A 26,797-nucleotide genomic window follows, 5' to 3' on the forward strand; every position below is an offset into this window, starting at 1 on the left:
GCGCGGCTTCTGCGTGCCGTCGCCGGAAAACTGCTGGCCTGCGCTCAGGCTTTGAGCACGCCCGCTTCGAGCAAACGTTGCTGGGTTGCCGCGTCGATGCCCAGTGCGTCGAGTACCTCGCGGGTGTCGCCGCCGAGCGTCGGCGGCGCACTGCGATAGGTGGCCGGTGTGCGCGACAGCTTGATCGGCGACGCCGTGCCGCGATACTCGCCCATCTCGATCACCATGCCCCGATGCAGCGTGTGCGGATGGCGCGCGACGACATCGACGCTTTGCACCGGCCCGCATGGCACGCCTGCATTGATCAATGCCTGTGCAAGCGGCTCGCAGTCGTGTGATGCAAGCAGCGCTTCGAGCGCATCCTTCAGCGGCTCGCGATGCGCGCAGCGGCTGCGGTTATCCACGTAGCGCGGATCGTCCGCCAGTTCCGGCGCGCCGAGATGCGCGCACAACCGCGCGAACTGCCGGTCGTTGCCGACGGCGAGAAAGATCGGCGCAGTCGCGGTGCGATAGCTGTCGTAGGGCGTGATGTTCGGATGCGCGTTGCCGCTGCGCTGGGGCGTGCGGCCCGAACCGAAATAGTTCGGCAGATGGGGATGCAGGAGCGACACGCCACAGTCGTACAGCGCGATATCGATCGATTGGCCACGCCCACTTCTGATGCGTTCGGCAAGCGCCAGCAGAATGCCGGCCAGCGCATTCAAACCCGTGACCATGTCGACGACCGGCAAGCCGACACGCGTCGCCGGCCCGTCGCGTTCACCGTTCACGCTCATCAAGCCGGTCATCGCCTGAATCGCGGCGTCGTAGCCGGGCAAGCCGCCGAGCGGGCCGTCGGGGCCGAAGCCCGAGACCGCGCAATGAATCAGTTTCGGGAAACGCTCGCGCAAATCGCGCTCGTAGTCCATGCCCCAGCGCGCGAGCGTGCCGGGTTTGAAGTTTTCGACCAGCACGTCGGCGTCTTCGAGCAGCTTCCATAGAATGGTGCGGCCTTCGTCGCGCGAGAGATCGACGGCGATGCCCTGCTTGTTGCGGTTCACGCCCGCGAAGTACCACGCGGTGTCACCGTAAAACGGCGGCCCCCAGCCACGCGTTTCGTCGCCGCCGGGCGGCTCCAGTTTGATGACCTGGGCGCCGTGGTCGGCCAGCGCCTGAGTGCAGTAAGGGCCGCCCAGCACACGGCTGAGATCGATGACTTTGATGCCTTGTAGCGCGCCTTGTGCTGCTTGTGGTGCTTGTGGTGCTTGTGGTGCTTGTGGTGCTTGTGGTGCCCGGGTTGCTTGCGCACCGTCGTTCACGGGTCCGGTCATTGCGCACTCCCTGCCGGTAGCAGTTGCAGTGCCTCGTCGAGCGTGACGCTGCGGGCATTGACCAGCGCATCAATGACGTCGCCTTCATCCGGAGACGTCCGCACATCGAGCGGATCGAATGGCAACAACTTGTGCCGCAACACCAGATGGCTCAGCGCGAGACGCCGGAAATCCGGCGCGAGGCGCACGCCTTCACAGGCCATGAGTACAGCCGTGCTGGCGTGATACAGGGCCGTGCCCGCCCGCCGGACCGATTCATCGTGGCCGGTCTCGGCGACGCTGGCCAACGCATCGCAAGCGCGCGTCAAAGTCGAACGAAGCACCTTGAGACTCTCCGCGGGCAATCCGGCAGTGCCGAGCAGATCCTGCAAATACGTGCGCAGCGGTTCGAGCGCGCCGTCCCGCTTGGCCGCGCGCGCGACGTCGAGCGCAACGATGTTGCTGGTCCCTTCCCAGATCGAGCCGAGATGCGCATCGCGCACGAGACGCGCGTCGCTCCACTCTTCGATGTAGCCCGTGCCGCCGCGCACTTCCATCGCGTCGCCGGTGACGCGGCGGGCGTCGCGGCAAGCACGGAATTTGATCAACGGTGTGAGGATGCGCACGCATTTCGCTGCCTGCCGATCGCCCGCATCGGCCTTTTCGAGCAGCAAGGCGATCCGCATGAACATTGAGCGAGCCTGCTCGGCGGGCAGCATCATCTTGAGCAATTGCCGCTGCATCAGCGGCATATCGATCAGCTTGCGGCCGAACGCTTCGCGATTGCGCGCGATGTTCAGCGCCTCGGTAAGCGCGCGGCGCATCAAGCCCGCCGCACGCACGCCATTCGAAAGACGCGACATGTTGATCATGTCGGCCATCTGATGGAAGCCGCGCCCCACGTCGCCGATCAGATGGGCGACGGCGCCATCCAGCACGATCTCGCCGCTCGCCATCGACCGGCTGCCTAGCTTGTCCTTCAGACGCACAATCCGATAGCTGTTGCGCGAGCCGTCGGGCAGCGTCTTCGGCAGCAGAAAGAGTCCGAGGCCGTTGATGCCGGCCGGCGCATTGTCCACGCGCGCGAGCACCATCGCGAGATCGGCGTCGGCGTTCGAGCAGAACCATTTGTCGCCGTACAGACGCCACGCTTGCTCACCGTTCTCGCCGGTTTCGAGCGCCGCACGCGTCGCGATACGGGCAACATCCGAGCCCGCCGCCTGTTCTGTCATGAACATCGCGCCCTGGAAGAGCGTGTCGAAATCGCGCGACGCCAGCCTCGGCAAAAATCGCGCGACCAGTTCGGGCGCGCCGAATTTGCGCAGCGTTCGCGTGAGCGAATCGGTCATGCTGACGGGACAGCACAGGCCGAATTCCGCTTGCACGAACAGAAATGTCAGTGCGTACTTGACCAGTGGCGGCGGAGCTTGCTTGCCTTCGCGGCTGTCATGACTCATCGACGCCAGACCCAATTCCGCGTAAGCCACGCGTTCCAGCGCGACGTAATCGGGATGCTTGTCGATGCTTTGCAGCGCTTCGCCGCGCCGGGTGCGATGCCGCAATTGCGGGGGATTCTTGTCGGCGGACAGTGCCCAGACGTCGAGTTCGTCGGACGCGCGCTGGCCCAGCGAAACGAGCTGGCCTTCAAGTTCCCGATACAGCGCGTCGCCGAGATGCAGTTTGAGCAAACGGGCGAAGTCAGGATCGCTGCTGAAGAAGTTGATGCCGCGGCTGTCGGGAATGTTGGACGAGCCGTGCTCCGGCTGCGTGATGATTTCGCTCATGCGTGTCTCCTTTGTGGAAGGAGCATAGAAGCGGCTTCGATAATCGTCTAATACAACTTATATCCGGTACGATAGACGTTGCTTATCGATAAAAGAACCGGAGACTGCCGTGGACCTGAAGCAATTGCGTTACTTCGTGGCGGTCGCCGAGGAATTGCATTTCGGCCGCGCGGCCAAGCGGCTGTTCATATCGCAGCCGGCGCTCAGTTTCGACATTCGCAAGTTCGAGGATCAGCTGGGGGTGCAACTGCTCGCGCGCACCAACAAGACGGTTGCCCTGACGAACGCGGGGCAGGTGTTGCTTGGCGAAGCGCGGCGCTTGCTGCTGCAGGCTGGCGAGGCCGAGCGCATCACGGTTCGGTCGGCGCACGGGCTGGCTGGCCGCTTGCGGATCGGCTTTGTGAATTCGATGTTGTACCGCGGCATGCCGCAGGCGGTGAGGCGTTTCGAGGCCGACTATCCGGGCGTCGAAATCATTCTGAAGGAGATGAACACCAGCGAACAGGTGCATGCGATCCAGCGGATGCAGATCGATATGGGCTGCGCGCATTGGGGCAATTTTCCGTCGGATGTGGTTTCGACGCCGATTTTTTCCGAGCCGTTTTTGTGTTGTTTGCCGGTGGATCATCCGCTGGCGCGAAAGCGCAGGGTCGACCTGCGGGCGTTGTCGCAGGAGCCGTTTATTCTGTTTCCGCGGACGGTGTCGCCGCATTACCACGATCTGATCATTGCGCAGTGTGTCGGGGCGGGCTTTAGTCCGTTGATTCGGCACGAGGCGCGGTTGTGGCAGACCGTGGTGACGATGGTCGGGTTCGGGATGGGGGTGGCGTTGGTGCCGTTTACCTTGCGGCAGGTGCAGGATCCACGGGTTTGCTTTTTGCCCTTGCAGGGCGAGACGCTTTTATCGCAGGTTTTGTTGTTACGGAGGGCGGGGGATTCGGAGCCTGTCGCGGAGCGGTTTGTTGAGTATCTTGGTGAGGGGAAATGAAGGTTTTTTGCCTGCGCGGGGCGCTTTGTTTGTTTGCCTGCGCGGCGCGCTTTGTTTTGTTTGCCTGCGCGGCGCTTATTGTCTGGTTGCTTACGGCGTTGGGCTTTCCTTGAGCTGGATTTTTGGCCTTTCCTTGTCTGGATTTTTGGCCTTTCCTCGTCTGGATTTTTGGCCTTTCCTTGAATTGATATCGGTCTATTAGCGTTGCCCCTGTGCGGGGCGGCACTTACTTTCTTTGCCGCCGCAAAGAAAGATAAGCAAAGAAAGCGGCTCAACCCGCCAGCTCTTAAGCGGGTCCCCCGCACAGTCACGGTAGTGGCGCATCTGGAATCTGTGCTCCCGCACATTCGGCGTCAGTGACAAAGCCGTCATTCTTCCAGCGACGCTGCGCGCGCCGAAGAGCATTTCACAACACCAATCTCAACGCCTTCGCCCTCGCGTTTCGCCCCGTACCCTAGCTCGTCATCGCATAGCCACCGAGGCACCAATTGCGGATTCTCCACTTCTGAACTTCTCGACTTCTGAACTTCTCTGCTTCTCTGCTTCTCTGCTTCTCTGCTTCTCTGCTTCTCTGCTTCTCTGCTTCTCTGCTTCTCGGCTTCTCGGCTTCTCGGCTTCTCGGCTTTCCGGCTTTCCGGCTTCTCGGTTCTCCGCCTTTCGGCTTCTCAACGCGGGTGCGGGTGCGGGTGCGGGTGCGGGTGCGGGTGCGGGTGCGGGTGCGGGTGCGGGTGCGGGTGCGCCCATAGCTATGGGGCGAATGCAAGTGCAAGTGCAACACCGACATTTCAATTGAAGGAGGTGATCATGTTTGCGGGGGGCGCTTGGCCGAGGCGAAGCCGATGGTCCCCTGTGCGCGTGAACGAAGCGGCTGGTTTCCCAAGCATACCCAACCGCGACGCACGCAGTGCGGAGTGGGCGCTGATGACGGCTTAGTCACTGACGCCGAATGTGCGAGAGCACGGATTCCAGATGCACCACTACTGCGACTGTGCGGGGGACCCGCTTATAAGCTAGCGGTGTGAGCCGCTTTCTTTTGCCTATCTTTTCTTTGCGGCCGGCAAAGAAAAGTAGGTGCCGCCCCGCACAGGGGCAACGCTAATAATCCAATAACAAATCAAGGAAAGGCCAACGCCATAAAAGCACAGACAACCAAACGCCGCGCAGGCAAACAAACCAAGGAAACCCCAACGCCGCAGGCAAACAAACCCTCACCCCTCCCCCCGATACCCCACAAGCACTTTATGTGCAACCATATCCATAGCGGCCTTAACCAACCCATTCTTGTCAGTCCAAACCTTGGGCGTCAACGCCCCACTCAACGCGACACTATCTGAATCAGCAATCGCAAGCAGCGCCGCCTGCACATCATCATCAAACGCAATCACATTGACGAAAATCGTATCGCCATCGTTGGTGGTCGCCCGCACCTTGCAGGTCACGAACCGCTTCCCGTTCTGTCCCGTGCGAATCTGCGCCTCGCCGTACAATCGCCCGCCCACCAGTCCATCGATCATCGCCCTGCTCCTGTTATTCCGTACCGTGCAAAAAGCAATATCGCCCAGCACGGCGCACATGATCCCACGATAACCCGCTCGCCCCGCACAAAACAACACACCGCCCGCGCATCACGCGAAACATATCGACGCCGCATACCAACCAAAGTTACAACAACGGTTCGAGTCATCATGGCAACAGCGTCCCTCATGGTCCCCCCGTCCCCGTCTGCACACTCGCGGCCTCAAAAATATCGCGCAACCACTGCGCAAACACTCGCACCCGCGACGACAACTGACGATTCTGCGGATACAGCACCGAAACCGGCATCGGCGGCGGCGGGAAGTCCGCGAGGATGATCTTCAGCCGCCCCGCTGCCAGCTCTCCCGCCACACGGTACCGCGGCACCTGCACGATGCCGAGCCCCGCTATCGCCGCGCCCGTGTAGAGATCGGCGCCGGTCACCGACACCGCCGACGGCAAGTAGGCCGCCGTATCGCGGCCATCGACTCTGAATTCGAGCGGCACCGGCTTGCCGGTCGCACTGGACAGATAATTGACTGCCCGATGCATCGACAAGTCCGTCGGATCGCCCGGCTCGCCATACGCCTCCAGATAAGCCGGACTCGCCACCGTCACTTGCGGCAGCTGCGCCACGCGCCGCCCCACCATCGACGAATCCTGCAGATTGCCCGCCCGCAACACGCAATCGATCCCTTCACGCACCAGATCGACTAGCCGGTCATCCTCGCCGATCGTCAGCTCGATGTCGGGAAACCGCGCGAGAAACGCAGGCAGCGCCGGCACGATGAAGTGCCGCGCCAAGGTGCCCTGCAGATTCACGCGCAACAGGCCCTTCGGCGCGAGGTTGGAAAACGAGCCCTCCGCCTCCTCCATATCGGCAATCAACCGCACGCAGCGCCGGTAATACGCCTCTCCGTCGTGCGTCAACCGCACCGAGCGCGTAGTGCGCTCGAGCAGCCGCGCGCCGAGCCGCTGCTCCATACGCTTCATCAAATTAGTGACGGTGGCGCGCGGAATCTGCAGATCGTCCGAAGCGCGCGTGAAGCTCTGCCGTTCCGCAATCCGCACGAAGACCCGCATTTCCTCGAAACGATCCATGTTCAACGCCTTTACGAGCGGCTCACCGGCCGATTATTAAAGTAAATGGAATTATTATGGCAAGTCTAGCCCGATTATCTCAACGAGAAAAGCGTCCATGATTCATCTCACCAACCGACTACACAGAAGGAAACGAATCATGAACACGACCCAGCGCGCGCAAGTCGCCATCGTTACCGGCGCATCCCGTGGCATTGGCGCAGCCGTTGCGCAACGCCTCGCCAAGGACGGTTTTGCGGTTGTCGTGAACTACGCATCGAGTTCGACGGAGGCTGATGCGCTGGTCGCCGAACTCACGGCAGCGGGCACCAGTGCCATCGCGGTGAAAGCCGATGTATCGAAAGCCGACGACGTGCGTCGCCTGTTCGAAACCACTGAACAGCAGCTCGGCAAAGTGGACGTGCTGGTCAACAACGCCGGCGTGCTGAAGACGGTGCCGCTCGCCGACACCAGCGACGCGCTGTACGACCAGACTTTCGACATCAACGTGCGCGGCACCTTCAACACCCTGCGCGAAGCGGCCGCACGGATGAACGACGGCGGACGCATCGTCAACTTCTCGAGCACCACGCTGGCGCTGAACATGCCGGGCTATGCGATCTACAACGGCACCAAGGCGGCCGTCGAGGCATTCACGCACGTGTTCGCCAAGGAACTGCGCGGCCGCAACATCACCGTCAACGCTGTTGCGCCCGGCCCAATCGCGACCTCGCTGTTCCTCGACGGCAAGACTGAAGAACAGATTCAGACCTTCGCGAAGATGCCGCCGCTGCAACGCCTCGGCCAGCCCGACGACATCGCGTCGGTGGTGTCCTTCCTCGCCGGCCCGGATGCGGCCTGGGTCAATGGCCAGATCCTGCGTGCCAACGGCGGCGTGGCTTAAGCCGACGTGAAGATGCAGAAGGCGCTGTTTTCACAGCATCTTTAAACGTCGTATCACGTTCATCGAATCGGAGAAGAGACATGCAACAGAACGTCATCCTGGTGACGGGCGCACGTGCGCATCGAGATCGCGAGACGGATCGGCATGGGCGATCTGCTCGAAGCGAAGGTCAAGCGTTGATCAGGGATGACGACGAGGACGCTCCGGCCGACTCGCCAGGTAGCAAGTCGAGCCGGCGCGAGTCGTTACCCGGTGGCTACGCCAGGCAGCACGCTTAAACCGCCTTCGGGTTACGCTCCTCAAATCCTTCCTGATGCCAGTACGGATACGCGGGACGTACAGCGCTGGCAGCGTCGAGCTTCGCCACCTGTTCGGGCGTCAGATTCCAGCCCACTGCGCCCAGGTTCTGCCGCAACTGTTCTTCGTTACGCGCGCCGATCAGCACGGTCGAAACGGTCGGACGCTGCAGCAGCCAGTTCAGCGCGATCTGCGGCACGGTCTTGCCGGTTTCGGCCGCGACCTCGTCGATCGCATCGAGCACGCGAAACAGATATTCGTCCGGCACCGGTGGCCCCATGTCGGAGGTTTTATGCAGACGGCTCGTTTCCGGCAACGGCTGACCGCGCTTGATCTTGCCGGTGAGACGCCCCCAGCCGAGGGGACTCCACACCACCGCGCCCACGCCTTGATCGACGCCGAGCGGCATCAACTCCCACTCGTAGTCACGGCCGATCAGCGAGTAGTAAGTCTGATTCGCGACGTAGCGCGGATAGCCGTAACGATCCGCGGTGTCCTGCGATTTCATCAGATGCCAGCCAGAGAAATTCGACACGCCCGTGTAGCGGATCTTGCCCGCGCGCACGAGGTCGTCGAGCGTCGACATGACTTCGGCGACCGGCGTCCTCGCGTCGAAACCGTGCAACTGGAACAGGTCGATGTAATCGGTTTGCAAACGTTTGAGCGCCGCGTCCACCGCCTGGATCAGATGAAAACGTGACGAGCCGACATTGTTCGGACCGTCGTCGAAACGAAAGGTCGCCTTGGTCGAAATGATCGCTTTGTCGCGCTTGCCCTTGAGCGCTTCGCCGAGCACCGACTCGGAAGCGCCGCTCGAATAGATGTCCGCGCTGTCGAACATCGTAACGCCTGCATCGAAACAGATGTCGATCAGGCGACGCGCTTCGGCGACATCGGTGGCGCCCCACGCCTGAAAAAATTCGCCCTTGCCGCCGAATGTGCCCGTACCGAAACTCAGGACTGGCACCTTGAAACCGGATGCACCCAGATGTCTGTATTCCATTGATCAATCTCCGTGGCGTAACCATCGATAAACGGACGTTCAGTCTACGCGCGTCTGTGCAAACGTGCCGGCGGCCTCGCGTTGGGATGACGGGTGTCGCGCGGATTAAAGAGCACTGTCATGGCGACGGATGAAGCGCCCCGTCCCGACCTGTTCAGCCAACGCAGGGACGGCGCCTTGTCTTCATTGCACCGCCGGTTTTCGCTCGGCGTTCAATGCGGCCAGCGCGTCACGCGCACTTCGAATGACGCTGTCCCAATCGCCCAGTGCCGGCTGCCGGAACAACCTCGCTTGTGCATACCAGGGCGAATCGGTACGTTCCAGCATCCAGCGCCAGCAACTGTCGAAGCGGTTCAGGATCCATACCGGTTTATCCAGCGCGGCAGCGAGATGCGCGGTGGATGTGTCCACCGATATCACCAGGTCGAGGTTCGCCACCAACGCGGCGGTGTCGGCGAAGTCATCGAGTTCTTCTGTGTAATCGACGACGCTCGCGTGCGGATCGTTACGCGTTAATTGCAGCGCGGCCGGGCCTTTCTGCAGACTGAAGAACTGCACGTTCGGCACATCGAGAACCGGCGCGAGCCGCTCGAACGTAATCGAACGGCGTGCGTCGTTCTTGCGGAGCTCGGCGACATGCGGCCGATTGCCACCTGCCCAGACGAGCCCGACTTTCAAGCGCCCTGGCGCTTGTGCTGCGATACGCGCGGCCCATTCACGCGTTGCTTGCGGGTCCGCGAACAGATAAGGCGTCGTTGCGGGAATGGTCGTGAGATCGGTCTTGAACGCAAGCGGCAGGCTCAATAGAGGGCAATGACAATCGAACGGCGGCAGTGCCTGCCCCGCTTCGATCAATTGATCCACGCCGTGGAGCGTGGACATCAGCCGCATCAATTCGGACGGTACTTCCAACACGACTTTGGCGCCGAGCTTTGACACTAGCGCGGCATAGCGGCAAAACTGCAGCGTGTCGCCGAGACCTTGCTCGGCGTGCAGCAGAATCGTTTTGCCGTCGACTGAAAAATCCCCCAGCCAAAGGGGTTGTGTGAAGGCGCGCTTGCTCGCCTTGATGCGGCGGCGTTCCCAACGCCATTCGTATTTCTGCCACCCAGTCTCGAGCTGCCCCAATTGCAACAGGCAAAGCGATTCATTCCAATGTGTTTCCGCTGCTGCGGGATTCACCGCCAGCGCGCGCTCGTAGCTCGACAACGCTTGAGCGTGCTGGTTGAGATCGATCTGGGTCAGGCCGAGATTGTTCCAGGCATCCGCAAACGCAGGCGAGAGCTCAAGTGCACGCCGATAGCTACGCTCCGCTTCTTGCGGCTGATTAAGGTCGCTGAGCGCATTGCCGCGATTGCTCCATGCATCGGGATAGTTCGGCTGCAATGCGAGTGCGTGGTCGCAGCTTGTCAGTGCATCGGCAGGACGGCCCAGATCGCGCAGCACGCAGGCGCGATTGTTCCAGGCTTGCGCGAAATCCGGCATTAACGCGATCGCGCGATCAAAGCTGGCGAGCGCCTCAAGCGGCAAATTCAGGCCGGCCTGTGCGTTGCCGCGATTGTTCAGTGCGTCCGGGAATTTGGACTGCAATGCGAGTGCGCGATCGGCGCACGCGAGGGCTTCGTCGAAAAGTTGCAGGCTATTGAGCGCATACGCGAGATTCGAATGAAGTGGCGCCTGTCTCGCGTTGATGGCAAGCGCCCTTCTGAGCAACTCGATGCCCTCTTGCAGACGACCCGTTTGCAGCGCGAGCGAGCCCAACAATTGCAGCGCGTCGAAATGGCGTGGTTTGAGGTCGAGGATCTCGCGATAGAGTTCTTCGGCTTCGGCGAATGCGCCGTTGTGCTGAAGCGCGATGGCTTGCCGAAGCATGTGGTCCAACTGTTGCGGGAGATTGGCAGGCTTGCTCATGAGACGAGCTTTGAATGAATCCGCGTGGAATCGGGAAAGGGCTTTCGAACTGGTTGAGTCGCGCTGGAAACGGCGCGGGTCAGGCCGGGGATCGAGGGAATGAGGCTGATTATCGCTGAAAATGGTGTATTCAGTTTGGGTGTGTGCCTGCGGCGTTGGGCTTTTCGGGTGTGGGCCTGTGGGGGTGGCCTTTTCGGCTGTGTGACTACGGTGTTGGCCTTTCCTTGATTTCTTATTGGTCTATTAGTGTTGCCCCTGTGCGGGGCGGCACTTACTTTCTTTGCCGCCGCAAAGAAAGATAAGCAAAGAAAGCGGCTCAACCCGCCAGCTCTTAAGCGGGTCCCCCGCACAGTCACGGTAGTGGTGCATCTGGAATCTGTGTTCTCGCACACTTCGCGTGAGTGACAAAGGGCTCATACTTCCCGCCTCGCACTGCGTGCTCGCCGGAAGGGCTCATCGTGCAAACCGGCGGCTTCGTTTGAGGCAGGTGGGGCCATCGGCTTCGCCTCGGCGATGCATCCGGGTGACCGTGGGAGAAACAAGCAAGCCGAAGGCGCACGCAGGCGAAGGGATGGGGGGATGCGTGCACGTCGTGCCAAGTGAAGCATGAGCCGTGGCCTGCTGCCCTGATAAAGCCGTTGATTTTTTATCTCCGCGTGCTGCCTCGCAGCGGATACGCGCTTTCTCGGCAGACCAGCTCGCGCCGAGGCGAAGCCGATGGCCCCACCGCGCACGACCGAAGCCACAGCTTCGATGATCGACCCTTCCGGAGAGCGCGTAGTGCGAGGCGGGAAGTATGAGCGCCTTGTCACTCACGTCGAATGCGCGGGAACACAGATTCCAGATGCACCACTACCGTGGCTGTGCGGGGGACCCGCTTAAGAATTAGCGGGTTGAGCGGCTTTCTTTGCTTATCTTTCTTTGCCGCGGCAAAGAAAGTAAGTGCCGCCCCGCACAGGGGCAACGCTAATAAACCAATAACGAATCAAGGAAAGGCCCACGCCGTAGGCACAAACAAAGCGCCACGCAGGCAACCAGATCAGGGAAAGGCCAACGCCGAAGGCAAACAACCAAGCGTCACGCGCCCAAAAAAACCCAAATAAAAACCGCAATTCCATGTGACCATACCCAAACCCCAACCCGCACGGAGTGCAAAACCAAAATGCATCAACCAGACCCACTCCACCCCCTGCGCCCTTTCCTCAAAAACTACGTCTGGGAACACGGCCACATCGGCACTCGATTTCTAAACTGCGCCAACGGCGAGATCAGCTTCGATGACGGCAAAAAATCCCGCTTCGCAGCAGAAAAATACCTCTACGTCCCGTTAGACAAAGACACCGCCGACGACCCACAGGTCACCGGCCCGTCAACCCAGGACGCCGCCCTCGCACGCTTTCTGCGCGCCGCGCAACTCGGCAAACCCGAAGAAGCCGGCTCGGCCGCGGAAGTCCAACGCGCAGTCCACGATTGCGTCGACCTCGCGATCTTCAGCGCCTATCAGCACGACGCGCAGCAAGCCGTCGACCACTACACCCAGGAAGCAATGTTCGACGACGAAATCCGCGCGGCACTCGTCAACGATATTCGCCGGGTCTACGGACCCATGCGTGAACAACTCGCGCTCTACGATTTCACCGTGCTGCACGGTCTGCCCACGCCGCTGCTGTTCAGCGATTCACCCTTCATCGACTGGCGCGTGCGCGTCAAGCCGGCCATGCCATTCGTCTCGCTACCCCTCGGACCCTACGCATTGCTGGTCGGCACACCCTCTGGAAGAACCAGCCGCGCCGCACCCGTCGCGTGGAAAACCGCCGTGTCGATGGGCGTCCTGAAAGATCACAATCGCCTGATGGCCGAGCGCGCCCGTCTATGGATCGTCGCCACCACCGACGATCAACTGGTAGCCGTTCAAGATCGCTTCAAGCAAGACGATGCGTAATCAGCGCCGCCGGCGTATCTCCACACCCGGGGTGTGAACGCGCTTCACCTCGATGGGCGCGATGAATCGTGATGACGCGAGCGATTCCGCCTTCGTCCTTCGCCAGACATCCGCGCCTACGCCAGCACCACGCGCGTCCGCGTTGCGCGATGAACTTGAACTGCGCTGCTTAAGCCGCTTCGTGAATGTGCTCGACAAGATAGTCGATCAATGCCCTTACCTTGGGCGGCAAGAAGCGGTTCGGCGGATACAACAACCACACCGCCCCCACGTAAGCACGCGCTTCGAGATTCCAGTCGGGCAGCACCTGCACCAGATCGCCGCTCAGCAATGCATCGGTAGCGGCAAATTCGGGCAAGTTCGCAATGCCAAAATTCAGCAGTGCCGCTTCGAGCCGCGCGCCGGCATGATTGGCAATGTAACGCCCTTTCACGTCGACGCTTTGCGTCTCCGTGCCGCGGCGAAAGCGCCAGCGGTTGTCATCGGCGGTTTCGCCCAGATAAATGCAGTCGTGCTTGAGGAGATCGCGCGGTTGCGCGGGCATCCCGCGCTCGCGTAAATAAGCCGGCGACGCGGCCAGTAGCCAGCGCACCGCGCCCAGCCTGCGTCCCGCGAGCCCCTGCGGAGGATGCTCGGTGAGGCGGATCACCAGATCGACATCGTCGGCGAGCGGGTCGACGTCGTGATCGGTGAACAGCAGTTGCAGGTCGACTTCCTCATACGCGCGCAGGAAGCCGGGAATCAGCGGATGAATCACGGTCTTCGCAAACGCGGTGGGCGCGCTCACGCTGACCTTGCCTTGCGGTCTATCGGCCAGTTGCCCGGCAGCGTCCACCGCGCCCGACGCGGCGCTCACCATGTCGCGGCAGAAACGCACGACCTGGGCACCCGATTCCGTAACCCGCACCGTGCGCGTCGACCGTTCGAGCAAACGTGTCGCCAAAGCGTCCTCGAGCCGCTTGATCTGACGGCTGACGGTAGACGGCGTACTGCCGAGCTGACGCGCGGCCACCGAAAAATTGCCGGCATCGACGACGCGCGCGAAAACCGCCATATCCGGCAGCAACGCGAAAAGGTCGGTTGGGTTCATCGTGAGAAACTCGCTGAGGGGACGCCTATTAATGCGTTTGAGACATAAAAGCTGTGCGTGGCGACCCGATTATCGCCTCGCGCGCAAAATTCGACAATATGGGCGCAATACCTGCTCATCCGCTTGAGGTCCACCCCGCCATGTCGAAACAACAACGCCTGCTTCTGCTTTCCGATCTGATGCTGCTCGCGGTTGCCGTGGTGTGGGGCACCAGTTACGGCGTCGTCAAAAGCGCTCTCGTGTTCTATCCGGTGCTGGGTTTGCTGACGATCCGCTTTGGCATCACCTTTGTCATCCTGTCGCCCGCATTGCGCCATTTGCGCGCCGCCGATGCCCGCACGCTGCGGGGCGTGCTCATCGCGGGCGCGCTGCTGCTCGGTATCTTTCTCTGCGAGACCTTCGGCATTCTGTTGACGCGCGCGGCCAATGCGGCGTTTCTAATCAGCCTGTGCGTGGTGCTGACGCCGCTCGTCGAATGGTGGCTGCTCAAACGCAGGCCGAGCCGCATCGAATGGATGGCGGTCGCCCTTTCGCTATTCGGCGCCTGGCTGCTGGCGGGGGATGGCGCGCTGAGTTTCAGTTCCGGCGACGCGTTGATTCTGCTCGCCGCGCTGCTGCGTGCGTTGAATGTCTGCGTGACTAAACGGGTGATGCGCGACTCCGCGTTGCCGCCGTTGTCGGTGACCACGGTTCAGTCGGGCGTGGTGGCGTTCGGCAGCGCCGCGGTGGCGTTACTGTTTGCGCCGCAACAGTGGCAGCCGATGCCGTCGCTCGCCGGGCACGCCGGGTTCTGGGGCTATGTCGGCTATCTGGTGATTGCATGCACGCTATTCGCGTTCTTCGCGCAGAACTTCGCGATCAAGCGCAGCAGCCCAACGCGCGTGTCACTGCTGATGGGGAGCGAGCCGGCCTTCGGCGCGCTGTTCGCCTGCATCTGGTTAGGTGAACGGATTTCAACGGTGGCGTGGATCGGCGGCGCCTTGATCGTGGTGGCTTCGATTCTCGCGACGGTGCGATGGACGTCGTTGCGCGTGAGCCGTATCGATCAACTGCTCGGCGCGAGCGCTTCCTCTCGCTCCAGCGAACGCGTGCGCTTGAGTTCCGGAAAAAACCGCATCCACAACAACGCGATGGCGATCGTCGCGGCGCCGCCCAGCAGCACGGCCGGCTGCGCGCCCAACCATCCTGCTGTCACGCCGGACTCGAACTCGCCCAGTTGATTCGATGTCCCGATGAACAGCGAATTGACCGCGCTGACACGACCCAGCATTTCGTCTGGCGTACGCAGTTGCACGAGCGACAGGCGCACCACGACGCTGATGGTGTCCGATGCGCCCAGCACCATGAGCGCGAAGAGCGACACGAGGAATTGATGCGATAGACCGAACACGATCGTGGCGGCACCGAACGCGATCACGCCACCGAACATCGCAGCGCCGGGCCGATTACGCAGCGGGAAATGGGCAAGCCAGATGGTGCCCGCGAGCGCGCCGATGGCGGTGCCCGAGCGCAGCAGGCCGAGACCGAGCGGGCCTGTGTGCAGGATGTCGCGTGCAAAAACCGGTAACAGCGCGGTCGCGCCGCCGAACAGCACGGCGAACAGATCGAGCGAAAGCGCGCCGAGTATCACAGGCTCCTTGCGGATAAAAGCGATGCCGGAGAACACCGACTCGAGCGTGACCGGCGCGCGGCTCGCCACCCTGGCCTGCAACGGAATGGCCCACACGGTAGCCGCAGCGGCCGCGAACGACAGCGTGCATGCGAGATAGGCCGCGCCCGGGCCGATGCCGTAGAGCAGGCCGCCCAATGCCGGACCGGCGATCTGGGCGGACTGATTCGCGGAGGTCGCCCATGCCGTGGCTTTGGGCAATTGCCCGCGCGGCACGACGGCCGGCAATAACGAGGCAACCGCGGGTGATTCGAAAGCGCGGGCCGCGCCGACGCATGCGGCCAGCACATAGATAACCGGCGCACTGATCCAGCCACCGAAGGTGCCGAAGGCGAATAGCAATGCAGCGACGCTTTCGAGGCTTTGGCAGACGGCCGCGATCCGGCGACGATCGTACCGATCGGCGACGTGACCGACCACGAGCGTCAACAGGAACATCGGCAGGAATTGGGCGAGGCCGACGAGGCCCAATGCGAAAGCGCTATGCGTGAGCGCGTAGATGTGCCAGCCCATTGCCACGGCGAGCATCTGGAAAGACAGCGACGAGAGGATGCGGGTACACCAGAAACGTTGGAAGGTGGGGTGTTTGGGCAAACTGAAGTTAGGACCGCCGGTGGGATCGGCTGAAGGCTGGGGCATTGGCTTCTTGCTCTCTACTAGGCTGGCTTGGGCGGCTGGTAGTTTAGAGCAAGTTTATTTATTTAGTTTTTATACTTACGTGGGGCTTTCTTTTTGTAAGAGTGTGGCAGCGGATCGGAGGCCGGAGGGCGCTTCTATTGGCGGACGGCGGGCTACTATCGTGACACGTGATAGCCGCTCTTTACGCGGGCGAAGTGGAGACCACCCAGCGGCGCATCACCCGCGCCTCCCGGCTACGTGCAGCAGCATCGCGGGATGCTTCGAACATGCGGGGCCCTCCGTCCGATTGGGACATCGTGACCGAATAACCCGGCCGCCTGTTACCAAGGATAGGTAAATGCTCATGATGTTCAACAAACAAGACGGTTCCCGAGCAGAACCGAGGCATCCAGGATGCGCGCGCCCAGCGTCAGAGAATCGCGCGTGTTGCCTGATGCGCGCCTAAGGGGCTGCGCGTGACGACGCTCGTGCGTGGAAAAGGGAGGGAGCTTCAGCGTGAACCGCAGGGAAGCGACAAAATACACGTATCGCGCTACGCACCATGTCAGGTTGGCATGCTCGCTGGCTTGGACTTCTGGATGCATGTCCTACGCGGAGTGCTCATCGAGCAATTGCAGATGAAGACGCGGGCGCTGGAAGGCCAATCTCCATCCAATCAAATGCCTCTCGATTGATGAGCGCAAGATCGAAGGGCTCATTACAGCGATAGACGTGATGCTTCCGCCGGTCCGATAAAACCTTGGGGGCGGTCACTTCCGCCCTGCTCAATGTGTGGGATGCTTGGCAAAGCTGTGTGGTAGGCGAGAACTCACCAACACGATTAGGCCTTATAAATCAGGCATTTTATAGGCCAGAGGTGTCCTGGCGGAGAGACGGGGATTCGAACCCCGGATAGGTTATTAACCTATACACGCTTTCCAGGCGTGCGACTTAAACCGCTCATCCATCTCTCCGGCGGGGAGCCGAATTATAGCAAACTTCGCGCCCTGCGCCACACCCCTCTCCAAACCCGCAAAACAGGCCCACTCAAGGATGCCGGATGTAGTCCACCAGCGCCCTCGTATAAGCGTCCGGTTTGCGGTCCACCAGACTCACCCCGATCGCCACCAGAAACCCCGCCGGTACGCCGAACACGCCGGAGCTGATCGGCTCGATTCCGAACCACCGCGCGCCCGCGAAGCCCGTCATCTGCGTGAAGAACGGATACGTCGACACGATGTAGTAAATGCACACCACCAGCCCCGCCACCATGCCCGCCACCGCGCCAAGCCGCGTCGTACGTTTCCAGAAAACACCCAGCACCAGCACCGGAAACAGGCTCGAAGCCGCCAGCGAAAACGCCGCGCCCACCAGAAACAGAATATTCCCCGTGTTGAGCGACGCCACATACGAAGCGAACAATGCCACCCCCAGCAACAGAATCTTCGAGATCGTCACGCGCCGCTGGCTCGATGCCGTCGGATCCACCATGTGATAGTAGACGTCGTGCGATAACGCGTTGGCGATGGTCAGCAGCAAACCGTCGGCAGTCGAAAGCGCGGCGGCCAACGCGCCCGCCGCGATCAGCCCGGACATCACATACGGCAGCCCCGCGATCTCGGGCGCGGCGAGCACGACCATGTCCGGCTGCATCTGAATCTCGCTCCAGCGCACGATTCCGTCGCCGTTCGTATCGGCGAGGCTGATCAGACTCGGCTCGACCTTGCGCCACTGTGTGAGCCATTGCGGCAAATCAGCGAAGTGATGACCGACGAGATTGGTCAGCATCTCATACTTGATCAGCACGGCCAGCACGGGCACCGTCAGATAGAACAGCGCGACGAAGAACAACGTCCAGCCGACCGAGCGGCGCGCGGACGCCACCGAAGTCGTCGTGTTGTAACGCGTCAGGATGTGCGGCAGGCTCGCGGTGCCAAGCGAAAGGCACAGCAGCAGCGACAGGAAATTGCGCTCATGCGTGCGCCGGTCCTCATCGCTCGTGGCGGGAAACGGCTCGTGCATCGGCACCGGCGCCGCCGCGCGCATCAGCATCTCGTCGCGGCGTTGAGTCCAGACGATCTGTGCGGCGGCGGCATCGCGTGGAAACTGTTCCAGCGCCCTCTCCCGCTCCTTGATCTCGCGCAGCGGGCCGTTATGACGCCGCAAATCCGCCACCTCCTGGGTGAGGCGCAGCTTCTCGTCGACGAACGATTGCGGCAACGTATCGAGCCGCATCTGCATCGACGCGGCGCGCCGGCGGTAATCGTCGCGCACGGTCTGCTCGAGTGGCGCGTCGCGCACCTGCTTTTCCAGCACCTCCACGCGTTCCATCAAACGGCCGTAGTTGAACTGCGGCACCCAGCCGAGGCCATCCTTATGCGCGATCATCGACACGGGAATCAGAATCGCCGCGATCAGGATGATGTATTGCGCGACCTGGGTCCACGTCACTGCACGCATGCCGCCCAGAAACGAGCACACGAGAATGCCGGCCAGCCCGCAGAAAATGCCGACCGCGAAATCCACGCCGATAAAACGCGTCGCAATCAGGCCGACACCCTGGATCTGCGCGACCAGATAGACGAACGAGCATAGGATCGCGGCTAACGCGGCAAGCCCACGCACGGCATTGCTCGAAAAACGCGTGCCGAGAAAATCGGGAATCGTGTAGCGCGCGAGCTTGCGCACGTACGGCGCGAGCAGGAAGGCGACGAGGCAATAGCCGCCGGTCCAGCCCATCAGGTAAGCGAGACCGTCATATCCAGTTGCATAGATCGACCCGGCGAGACCGATGAACGATGCCGCGGACAACCAGTCGGCCGCGGTCGCCATGCCGTTGAAGGCGGACGGCACGCGCCGCCCCGCGACGTAGTACTCGACGAGGTCGGACGTGCGCGATAGCAAGCCGATCACCGCATAGACCGCAATCGGCACGAACAGGAACACATAGCCGATCCACACGCCAGGGCCGGTGTTCCGCTCGATGCGCCACATCACATAGATGAATAGCAGGAAGCCGAGCGTATAAAACGCGTATGAGCGGATCAGCCGGTTCGTGAGCGTCATCGGCTCAGTTTCCACGCGCAGTGGGCGCGCTGGCACCGGCACCGGCACCGGCACTGACACTCGTACCGGCACTGGCACTCGTACCGGCGCTGGCGCGGCTAGCACTGGCATCCGCATCGAACGCGCGTTGCAGACGGCGGTCGGCGCGCTGCATCAGCACGATATAAGCGAAGATCAACGCGACATAGATCAGAATCGCCCCTTGCGCACCGAAATAGAACGGCAACCTGAAGCCGCCAAAGCGCACCTTATCCAACGCCGGCGCCAGCAGCGGCAAAACGAACGACACCACGAAGCCCCCCGTCATCAACGTCGCGATCAACGCGAGATTGAAGCGCCAATACTTTTGATGCGCGCGCGCCATCGCCGCCGAGACCGCCGGGGGTTCGGGCGCGGGGTTGAGCGTAGCGTGAGAGGAGTGGTGCGGCGCGGCCATGCGCCTGTGTATCAAAAAGCCACCGGACAGGCAATCGGGATTGTCCGCGCGGTGGCTCGCAGTGGCCTTGACTGCTGCCCGACCTAAATGGCCGATACCTATACCTGGGTCCGGTCAAGGGCGCATCGTGCTATGCGCCCCTGCCGCCTACGCGGGCAAACCCAGGTAAGCCCAAATAAGCCCAATAAGCCCAATAAGCCCAGGCTCAGAGCGACTCGCCGAGTTGGTCCAGAATCGCCGGATTTTCCAGCGTGGACACGTCCTGGGTGATCTCCTCGCCCTTCGCGAGCGAGCGCAACAGGCGGCGCATGATCTTGCCCGAGCGCGTCTTCGGCAGGTTCTCGCCGAAGCGGATGTCCTTCGGCTTGGCGATCGGACCGATCTCCTTGGCGACCCAGTTGCGCAGTTCGTTGGCAAGCTTCACCGCTTCCTCGCCTTCAGGACGCGCGCGCTTGAGCACCACGAATGCGCACACGGCCTCGCCGGTGGTCGCATCGGGACGGCCCACCACGGCCGCTTCCGCCACGATCGGATTCGACACCAGCGCCGACTCGATCTCCATCGTGCCGAGGCGGTGGCCGGACACATTGAGCACGTCGTCGATGCGGCCCATGATCGTGAAGTAGCCCGTGTCCTTGTCGCGCACCGCACCATCGCCGGCGAGGTACAGCGTGCCACCGAGTTCTTCGGGGAAGTAGCTCTTCTTGTAGCGGTCCGGGTCGCCCCACACGTTGCGCAGCATCGACGGCCACGGACGCTTCACCACCAGAATCCCGCCCTGCCCATTCGGCACGTCCTGCCCGGTTTCATCGACCACGGCCGCCATGATGCCTGGCAGCGGCAACGTGCATGAACCCGGCACCAGCGGCGTGGCGCCAGGCAGCGGCGTGATCATGTGGCCGCCAGTTTCGGTTTGCCACCACGTATCGACGATCGGACAACGGCCGCCGCCGACGTTCTCGTGATACCAGACCCACGCTTCCGGATTGATCGGTTCGCCGACCGTGCCGATGATGCGCAGCGTCGACAGATCGTAGCTCTTCGGATGCACTTTCTCGTCCGCCTCGGCGGCCTTGATCAGCGAGCGGATCGCGGTCGGCGCCGTATAGAACAGCGAGACCTTGTGCCTCGCGATCATGTCCCAGAAGCGGCCGGCGTTCGGATAAGTCGGCACGCCTTCGAAGACGACCTGAGTGCCGCCGAGCGTCAACGGACCGTACGTGATGTAGCTATGGCCGGTGATCCAGCCGATGTCGGCGGTGCACCAGAACACGTCCGTGGGCTTCCAGTCGAAGGTCCACTTCATGGTCTGCGCAGCCCACAGCAGATAGCCGCCGGTGCTGTGCTGCACGCCCTTCGGCTTGCCGGTCGACCCCGACGTATAGAGGATGAAAAGCGGATGCTCGGCGCCAACCCACTCGGGCGCGCACTGATCCGATTCGGCCTGCGTGAGTTCGTGCATCCACAGGTCGCGGCTGTCGTTCCATGCGATCTTGCCGCCCGTGCGCTTATAGACGATCACGCTCTTCACCGCATCGCAGCCGCCCATGGCAATGGCTTCGTCGGCGATGTTCTTGAGCGGCAGCGCTTTGCCGCCGCGCATCTGTTCGTCCGAGGTCACGAGTGCCACCGCGCCCACATCCACCAGGCGCTCATTCAGCGACTTCGACGAGAAGCCGCCGAACACCACCGAATGCGTCGCGCCAATGCGCGCGCACGCCTGCATTGCGACGATGCCCTCGATCGACATCGGCATATAGATCACAACGCGATCACCCTTCTTCACGCCGCGTTTTTTCAGCGCGTTCGCAAAGCGCGACACGCGTTGCAGCAGATCGTTATAGGTGACGTTGGTGACGGTGCCGTCGTCGGCTTCGAAAATGATCGCGACGCGCTCGCCGTTACCGGCTTCGACATGACGGTCGATGCTGTTATACGACGCGTTGATCTGGCCGTCTTCGAACCACGTGTAGAAAGGCGCCTTCGATTCGTCGAGCACCTTGGTGAAGGGCGTGTTCCAGCTTAGCGTCTCGCGAGCGAGGCGCCCCCAGAAACCTTCGTAGTCGCGCTCCGCTTCGGCGGCCAGCGCCCGGTACGCATCCATGCCGGAGATCGTCGCACCGGCCACTGCTTCAGCGGAGGGTGGGAAAACACGGCGTTCCTGAAGAACAGATTCAATCGCAGACATCGACAACCCCTTGGTGAAGATGAAACTTAAAACCTGTGCCGGCGCGCCGGGGGCGGGCCTTCGTGCCGCGAGCAAATGACGCGGCACGCGTCTCCTGATCCACGGACAACGGGGGCGAGTGCGGCACTGCGTCACCTGAGCAACCCGTTGTCGGATTGCAGTCAAGATAACTGCAGCAACTTACCCGTCACTTACGCCGCCTGCCCTGCGCCCTGCATCGGCTCGCTTGCGCAGGTTTCCCATGTTAACTGAAGCGCTCGGGCCCTGTCATGAACTTCGCCCTCGCATGACATGCAAAGCGCTGTCATACAGGAATGACACCCAGGGTTGGTCCTGGGGTGGTCTCCTGAGCATGCATCGCAATCGATGCCCATCCGCGAGCCCGGCTCGCGCAGGCTCTTCACCCTGCATGGAACAGGAGCATTCATATGACGACGTCCACTGGCAGTTCCACTAGCGCCGCTTTGACCAAGCAACGTCTCGATGCGGCCAGCGATATCCTTCTGCCACCCGACGCCCCACAGTCGGCGCAGCGGCGGCCGCCGCCTATCCGCGACACGTCGTTCGATTTGACTGACGCCGGCCAGGCATCCGCACGCGATCGGCATGGCACAAGCGGCGACGAACGCGTGCCGCCGGGCTCGCCGCAACGATCTCAGGGTCACGGCGGCGTCATTGCTGACCGACACCAGCGCGCTGCCGACAGCGCTACCCAGGTGTCAACGCCGTCTTCAGCGGCTCTGGTGTCGGCGACGGCATTGGCGAGGCCCGCCATCGCGGCGTCACCCTCAGGACGGGCCGCATTCTCCGCGCCGTCCGCGCCCTCCACGCCACCCACACCTTCCACACCCTCCACACCCTCCGCGCGGCCGATACTGATCGGCGCCACCCAAACCGAGCTCAAGCAACTGCTCGCCGCATACGACACGAAGACGCTGTCCAACATGACGCATCTGTCGAGGAGCAACGACGCCGACGAGCAGAACCAGGCGAAGCTGGAGACAGATCTGAAGATGAGCCTCAAAGGCTACCCGCCCGAGGTTCAGGACTTCGAGCAGCGCGTCAATGCCCTCCAGGCCCAGATCAGCACACTGCCTCAGGCCGAGCACCAGGCCTACGCCGGCGCCCTTGCAACACTCGACGTCGCCTTCCGCGACAGCAAGGACGCCGATGGCCGTCGACGCGCCGACGAACAATTGTCGAAACTGGGCGACGCGCTGATCGACCGCGCCACTATCGCGGAGAACGATCCGGTCGAACGCGCATTGGGTGTCTTCAACCGGCCGGTCGGTGCAGGTTATCTGACCGAACTAGGCGAGCGCCAGCAACTCAGCGCATTGGGCCGGCTGCGGGCGGGGTTTGTCAGCGCCGCGACGCCGGCTGCCCGTGAGCGTTATTTCGCGCTGGCGGCCGAACTGAAGCACAATCTGCAGCACGAGATTGGCACAGCGATCGACCGACACACGACCCAGGAAGGCGGCAAATGGGCAGCGGCGAATGGGGAAGTCAACCGGATCATCCACGAAGCCGAGATGATCACCAATGATCCGGGCAAACGCTACGAGCTGATCGGCCGCCAGTTGTACAGCACCAATCCGGGCTCCGGTCGCGACGAGCAGGCAGACCGTCGGCTGCTGGCGTTCACGCAACGGATGCGGGACGATCCCTCGCTGCACGACAAGCTCGTCAACTGGTCAGTCGAGGCGGGACGAAAACTCAACGCTTCTGGTGTCGATGCCCAGAAAAGCTATCTCGACATCCTGAATAACCTGCCGCCGGCTGGCCCCGACTATGTCCGCGATCTGGCCGACCAGTACAACGCCGTGCTGCACGACTCGTCGTACAAGGATTATTCGATCACGCCACGCGTCCGTGGAGAAAAGCTGGCTTTGCAGGTTTTCGAGGGCGCCACGCGTTTTCTGCTCGGCCTGACACCCTTCGCTCCGGTCACGGCAGCGCTCGACCCGCATTCGTCGCTGTCGCCAAATACGCGGTTGGGCATCGACCTCGCAGCCGGCCTGCTTGGGCTCGTCGCGGGCGGAGGCGAGGCGGCCTTCGCCGAGCGGCTCGCCGCGAAGGAAGCTGGAGCCGTCGTCAGGGCAGGTTCCGAGGGACACCTGCCCGAACACCCGATCACGACCGGCGACAAAGGGGCTCCTCTCCCATCCGGGCCAGCCATCCAGTCCGGCCAGGCAGGCGTGCAAAGCACACGGCCGGCGGTCCATGCCGCCGCGCAGGGCATGAGTATTGACGCGGCCGCCGCTGACGCGTCGCAGCGCATCCGCGGGACGAAGGCAAGCTTGCCTGACAGCTACGCCGTACAGCCCGAGGCCGATTCACTGAAAGCCGCCATGGGCTGGAAAAACGTACTCATCGACGACAACGGGCAGCACTACATCAACAGCGGCGGGAAGACCTACCCCGCGCGCTTCGATATGGACAACAACACCTGGCGCGTGTACCAGCCCGATAACGCGTACCGGCCTCAATATCCGGTCAGGCTCAATGCCCAGGGTGACTGGGAGGTCCACAACAATGTCGGGCTCAAAGGCGGGATGTACCCGGACAGTCCGTCATCTTCGGGATCGTCAGAATCTCCGGGATCTCCCGCATCCTCTGATTCGTCTGGGTCTTCGGAAGCTGCGGAAATGCCCCCGTTCGAGCAGGCCTATCACGTCACGACCGAGACCGGCGCCCCGCCCTCCGCCAACATGCTGCAAACGCTCGATCCGGCGACATGGCACTCCGCGGCAAACGACTGGCTCAAGGATCTGAACTTCACCACAGTCTACCGAGCCGCATTCGATCATCTTCCATCCGACCAGCAACACGCCCTCAGAGACTGGACTTATCTGGATGATGTCAGCGACACCTACTCGACCGACTCGACCTACGACGATATCAATTTCCAACTCAATCAGCAGCTGCGCGATCGTTCCCATGAAAGCGACACCGCCACGCGCGCCCAGGCGTTGCAGACCGCGCTGAGCAGTCTGCCAAAACCGCCCGGCGACACTCACCTGATTCGTTTTGCGAAGGTCCCTGCCAACTACGAGGGTACGCTCAAAGTGGGCGACTACGTGACCAATTCGCCGGCTTTCATGTCCGCCGCCAGCGAGAATGAATACGCAAAGGCAGCCGTGGCGGACAACGATTATGTAGGCAGGTACGGGGGTGCGTTAGCGCTTTACGACATCCAGTCGAAGTCGGCAACGCCCTTTATTAATCGCGTTACCACATTGGCCCCCCACGAGACCGAATGGATATTCCAGCCCAACACTGTATTCAGAGTCGACGAAGTCGCCACAGCAAAGTCTCCAGACGGGACGCACGCTTCCCGTATCGGCATACGTCTGACCGAGGTGCCGATCACTGAAGCGACTTTCGCGAAGAACATTCATACCGGCGAGCAGGAACTGGTCTATCCGCCGGGAATGACACCGGTCTATACGACGTTACAGCCCAAACCTCAGCTGCCGCAGCCACCTGTAAGTCGCAGTGCGAACCCGGCGGGACCGCTGACAACATGACATACACGCGGCGATGGGTACGGCAACGACGAGACGGCCCATCACCGCAATCTGCCGACTCAACCAATTCGCCGACATCGCGTATCTCTATAGATAAGTATGCCGAATTAAAAACTGATCTCGCTACTATTTCATCAGCGGAGCCAATCTCATACCGTCGGCGACGCGGCTCCGACTGTCCAGCTCAAGCCGACTCTTTTCGTTCAGGAACGACCACATGCAAGCAGCCATGCAATTGAACACTCCGTTGCTCTCGCTCCAGGGCAACATCAACGCTTTCCTTGGCGGCGGCGCGCAAACGCAGCGCTCCCCTGCAGCCGGGTTCAATGGCGTGTCCACCGGCGGTTTCAGCGGCGGCTTCAATAACGGTCTCAACAGTGGTTTCAACCAGTCCAGCCAGATGTCGAACATGCTGAGCGGCTTCTCGAAGACATCGTTCTCCGTCTTCAGCCAGAACTCGGGGAATGGTCAGGGCAGCACGTTCTTCGCGCAAGGGTCGACCAGCGGCCGCGCTCAGGCCGCGAACCTGCCACCGATCGAATGGCGTGGCAATGGCAATGACAATCGCGGCAACTATCCCACTTCGCCGCTCCCCAGCCGCAATGACTACCGATGCGACAACCGGTATGACAGTCTCCCCGACATCCGCGCCGATAATCGCTGCGACAACCGCAACAGCAACTACACCCAGACCAACATCAACGTCTCATCGCGCAACGACTGCTGCTGCAACAACTCCAGCAAGACCAACGAGACGCAATGGAGCAACACCGCGGTCAGCAACAACAAGGCGAGCATCGATCTCGGCGACTACAAGCTCGACTTCAACAAGTCGGACTCGTCGATGACCATGACCAACGCGAAAACCGGCGATACGACGAAGGTCTGGGGCGACCCGCACCTGACCCAGCACGAGAACAGCTCCAGCAAGTCGACGGCGATGTTCAACGGCCCGATGACTTTCATGCTGCCTGACAACACCAAGGTCACGGTCGGCACGCAGCCGGGCGCGAACAACAAGTCGGTGTCGTACGCGGATCAGGTGACGATTACCCGCGGCAATCAGGCGTACCAGGTCACGGGGCTGAGCCAGGAAGACAAGGCAGGTCTCAGCGTGCAGAAGAGCCGCGACGGCCGTGCGCTCGACGCCGCCGCGCCAGACGGCTACACCGTCCAGGCCAACCGTAACGGCAGCGGCTGGATCGATCCGACCACCGGCAAGGAGCCGACAGCGGCCGACATCAGCAAGGCCAACAAGTAAGCGGACCGCACGCTACTGGGGACAACGGCGTCTGCCGTTGTCCCTATGGATGCCGCACTCGCGATCAACGCATGCGTGCGGCATCCGACCGTCCGCACACGGACCCTCTCCGGTCGCGCGCGCGACCTGCCTGTACGCGCACCGACCGTCCCCGGGCAGCGCATCGAATCCACCCATACGAGCACCGAGCGCGCGGACACCGCCTAAGCACACCGCACCGCCGACA

At 62.0% G+C, this 26,797-nt stretch carries 16 protein-coding genes, 1 tRNA gene and 1 pseudogene; 6 read left to right on the forward strand and 12 right to left on the reverse strand.

Going from position 1 to position 26,797, the window contains the following annotated elements:
- Positions 1 to 44 precede the first annotated feature (44 nt).
- On the reverse strand, positions 45 to 1,310 hold the full coding sequence (locus tag PQR53_RS32765) for a CaiB/BaiF CoA transferase family protein (protein ID WP_408463656.1): 1,266 nt from the start codon (positions 1,308 to 1,310) through the stop codon (positions 45 to 47).
- Positions 1,307 to 3,073: an acyl-CoA dehydrogenase family protein gene (locus PQR53_RS32770; RefSeq protein ID WP_408463659.1), complete on the reverse strand. Its 1,767-nt coding sequence runs from the start codon at positions 3,071 to 3,073 to the stop codon at positions 1,307 to 1,309. The genes PQR53_RS32765 and PQR53_RS32770 overlap by 4 nt, the downstream gene beginning before the upstream one ends.
- A 109-nt stretch (positions 3,074 to 3,182) precedes the next feature.
- Between PQR53_RS32770 and PQR53_RS32775 the strand changes: the two genes are divergently transcribed.
- Positions 3,183 to 4,061 carry a LysR family transcriptional regulator gene (locus PQR53_RS32775; protein WP_408463661.1) on the forward strand — a complete coding sequence of 293 codons (879 nt, stop codon included), beginning with the start codon at positions 3,183 to 3,185 and terminating at the stop codon, positions 4,059 to 4,061.
- A gap of 1,208 nt (positions 4,062 to 5,269) precedes the next feature.
- On the opposite strand, the gene PQR53_RS32780 is transcribed toward PQR53_RS32775, so the two are convergent.
- On the reverse strand, positions 5,270 to 5,575 hold the full coding sequence (locus tag PQR53_RS32780; protein ID WP_179732997.1) for a single-stranded DNA-binding protein: 306 nt from the start codon (positions 5,573 to 5,575) through the stop codon (positions 5,270 to 5,272).
- Between the two features lie 187 nt (positions 5,576 to 5,762).
- The gene (locus tag PQR53_RS32785) at positions 5,763 to 6,677 is read right to left on the reverse strand and encodes a LysR family transcriptional regulator (protein WP_408463664.1); all 915 of its coding nucleotides are present in this window, start codon (positions 6,675 to 6,677) and stop codon (positions 5,763 to 5,765) included.
- Positions 6,678 to 6,816: 139 nt separating this feature from the next.
- Between PQR53_RS32785 and PQR53_RS32790 the strand changes: the two genes are divergently transcribed.
- Positions 6,817 to 7,560: an SDR family oxidoreductase gene (locus tag PQR53_RS32790; RefSeq protein ID WP_408463667.1), complete on the forward strand. Its 744-nt coding sequence runs from the start codon at positions 6,817 to 6,819 to the stop codon at positions 7,558 to 7,560.
- A 274-nt stretch (positions 7,561 to 7,834) separates the two neighbouring features.
- On the opposite strand, the gene PQR53_RS32795 is transcribed toward PQR53_RS32790, so the two are convergent.
- Both PQR53_RS32795 and PQR53_RS32800 read right to left on the reverse strand, forming a co-directional pair.
- Positions 7,835 to 8,860: an aldo/keto reductase gene (locus PQR53_RS32795; RefSeq protein WP_408463670.1), complete on the reverse strand. Its 1,026-nt coding sequence runs from the start codon at positions 8,858 to 8,860 to the stop codon at positions 7,835 to 7,837.
- 183 nt (positions 8,861 to 9,043) lie between these two features.
- The gene (locus PQR53_RS32800; RefSeq protein WP_408463673.1) at positions 9,044 to 10,771 is read right to left on the reverse strand and encodes a tetratricopeptide repeat protein; all 1,728 of its coding nucleotides are present in this window, start codon (positions 10,769 to 10,771) and stop codon (positions 9,044 to 9,046) included.
- A 1,162-nt stretch (positions 10,772 to 11,933) separates the two neighbouring features.
- On the opposite strand from PQR53_RS32800, the gene PQR53_RS32805 reads away from it, so the two are divergent.
- Positions 11,934 to 12,713: a hypothetical protein gene (locus PQR53_RS32805; protein ID WP_408463676.1), complete on the forward strand. Its 780-nt coding sequence runs from the start codon at positions 11,934 to 11,936 to the stop codon at positions 12,711 to 12,713.
- 169 nt (positions 12,714 to 12,882) lie between these two features.
- Here the strand turns inward: PQR53_RS32805 and PQR53_RS32810 are convergent, their stop codons facing one another.
- On the reverse strand, positions 12,883 to 13,803 hold the full coding sequence (locus tag PQR53_RS32810) for a LysR family transcriptional regulator (protein WP_408463679.1): 921 nt from the start codon (positions 13,801 to 13,803) through the stop codon (positions 12,883 to 12,885).
- 140 nt (positions 13,804 to 13,943) lie between these two features.
- Here PQR53_RS32810 and PQR53_RS32815 point away from each other — a divergent pair.
- Positions 13,944 to 14,840 (forward strand): annotated as a pseudogene (locus tag PQR53_RS32815) (DMT family transporter); the annotation flags it as partial.
- Between the two features lie 8 nt (positions 14,841 to 14,848).
- On the opposite strand, the gene PQR53_RS32820 reads toward PQR53_RS32815, so the two are convergent.
- The 5 genes from PQR53_RS32820 to acs all read right to left on the reverse strand — a co-directional run bounded on the left by PQR53_RS32820 (position 14,849) and on the right by acs (position 21,780).
- Complete coding sequence (locus tag PQR53_RS32820) at positions 14,849 to 16,111, reverse strand: MFS transporter (RefSeq protein WP_408463682.1); 1,263 nt, start codon at positions 16,109 to 16,111, stop codon at positions 14,849 to 14,851.
- An 862-nt stretch (positions 16,112 to 16,973) separates the two neighbouring features.
- A tRNA-Ser gene (locus tag PQR53_RS32825) sits at positions 16,974 to 17,064 on the reverse strand.
- A 73-nt stretch (positions 17,065 to 17,137) separates the two neighbouring features.
- The gene (locus tag PQR53_RS32830; RefSeq protein WP_408463685.1) at positions 17,138 to 19,156 is read right to left on the reverse strand and encodes a sodium:solute symporter family protein; all 2,019 of its coding nucleotides are present in this window, start codon (positions 19,154 to 19,156) and stop codon (positions 17,138 to 17,140) included.
- A 4-nt stretch (positions 19,157 to 19,160) separates the two neighbouring features.
- A complete protein-coding gene (locus PQR53_RS32835) occupies positions 19,161 to 19,592 on the reverse strand; it encodes a DUF4212 domain-containing protein (RefSeq protein ID WP_408463688.1) in 432 nt (143 codons plus the stop codon).
- A 205-nt stretch (positions 19,593 to 19,797) separates the two neighbouring features.
- On the reverse strand, positions 19,798 to 21,780 hold the full coding sequence (gene acs, locus PQR53_RS32840; RefSeq protein ID WP_408463691.1) for an acetate--CoA ligase: 1,983 nt from the start codon (positions 21,778 to 21,780) through the stop codon (positions 19,798 to 19,800).
- 428 nt (positions 21,781 to 22,208) lie between these two features.
- Between acs and PQR53_RS32845 the strand changes: the two genes are divergently transcribed.
- Positions 22,209 to 25,310 (forward strand): hypothetical protein, encoded by a 3,102-nt coding sequence (locus PQR53_RS32845; protein ID WP_408463693.1) that lies wholly within the window; start codon positions 22,209 to 22,211, stop codon positions 25,308 to 25,310.
- A gap of 217 nt (positions 25,311 to 25,527) precedes the next feature.
- Complete coding sequence (locus PQR53_RS32850) at positions 25,528 to 26,571, forward strand: DUF1521 domain-containing protein (protein WP_408463696.1); 1,044 nt, start codon at positions 25,528 to 25,530, stop codon at positions 26,569 to 26,571.
- Positions 26,572 to 26,797: the final 226 nt, after the last annotated feature.

The organism is Paraburkholderia fungorum, from assembly GCF_046027605.1.
In the GTDB taxonomy this organism is placed as follows: Bacteria; Pseudomonadota; Gammaproteobacteria; order Burkholderiales; family Burkholderiaceae; genus Paraburkholderia; species Paraburkholderia fungorum_F.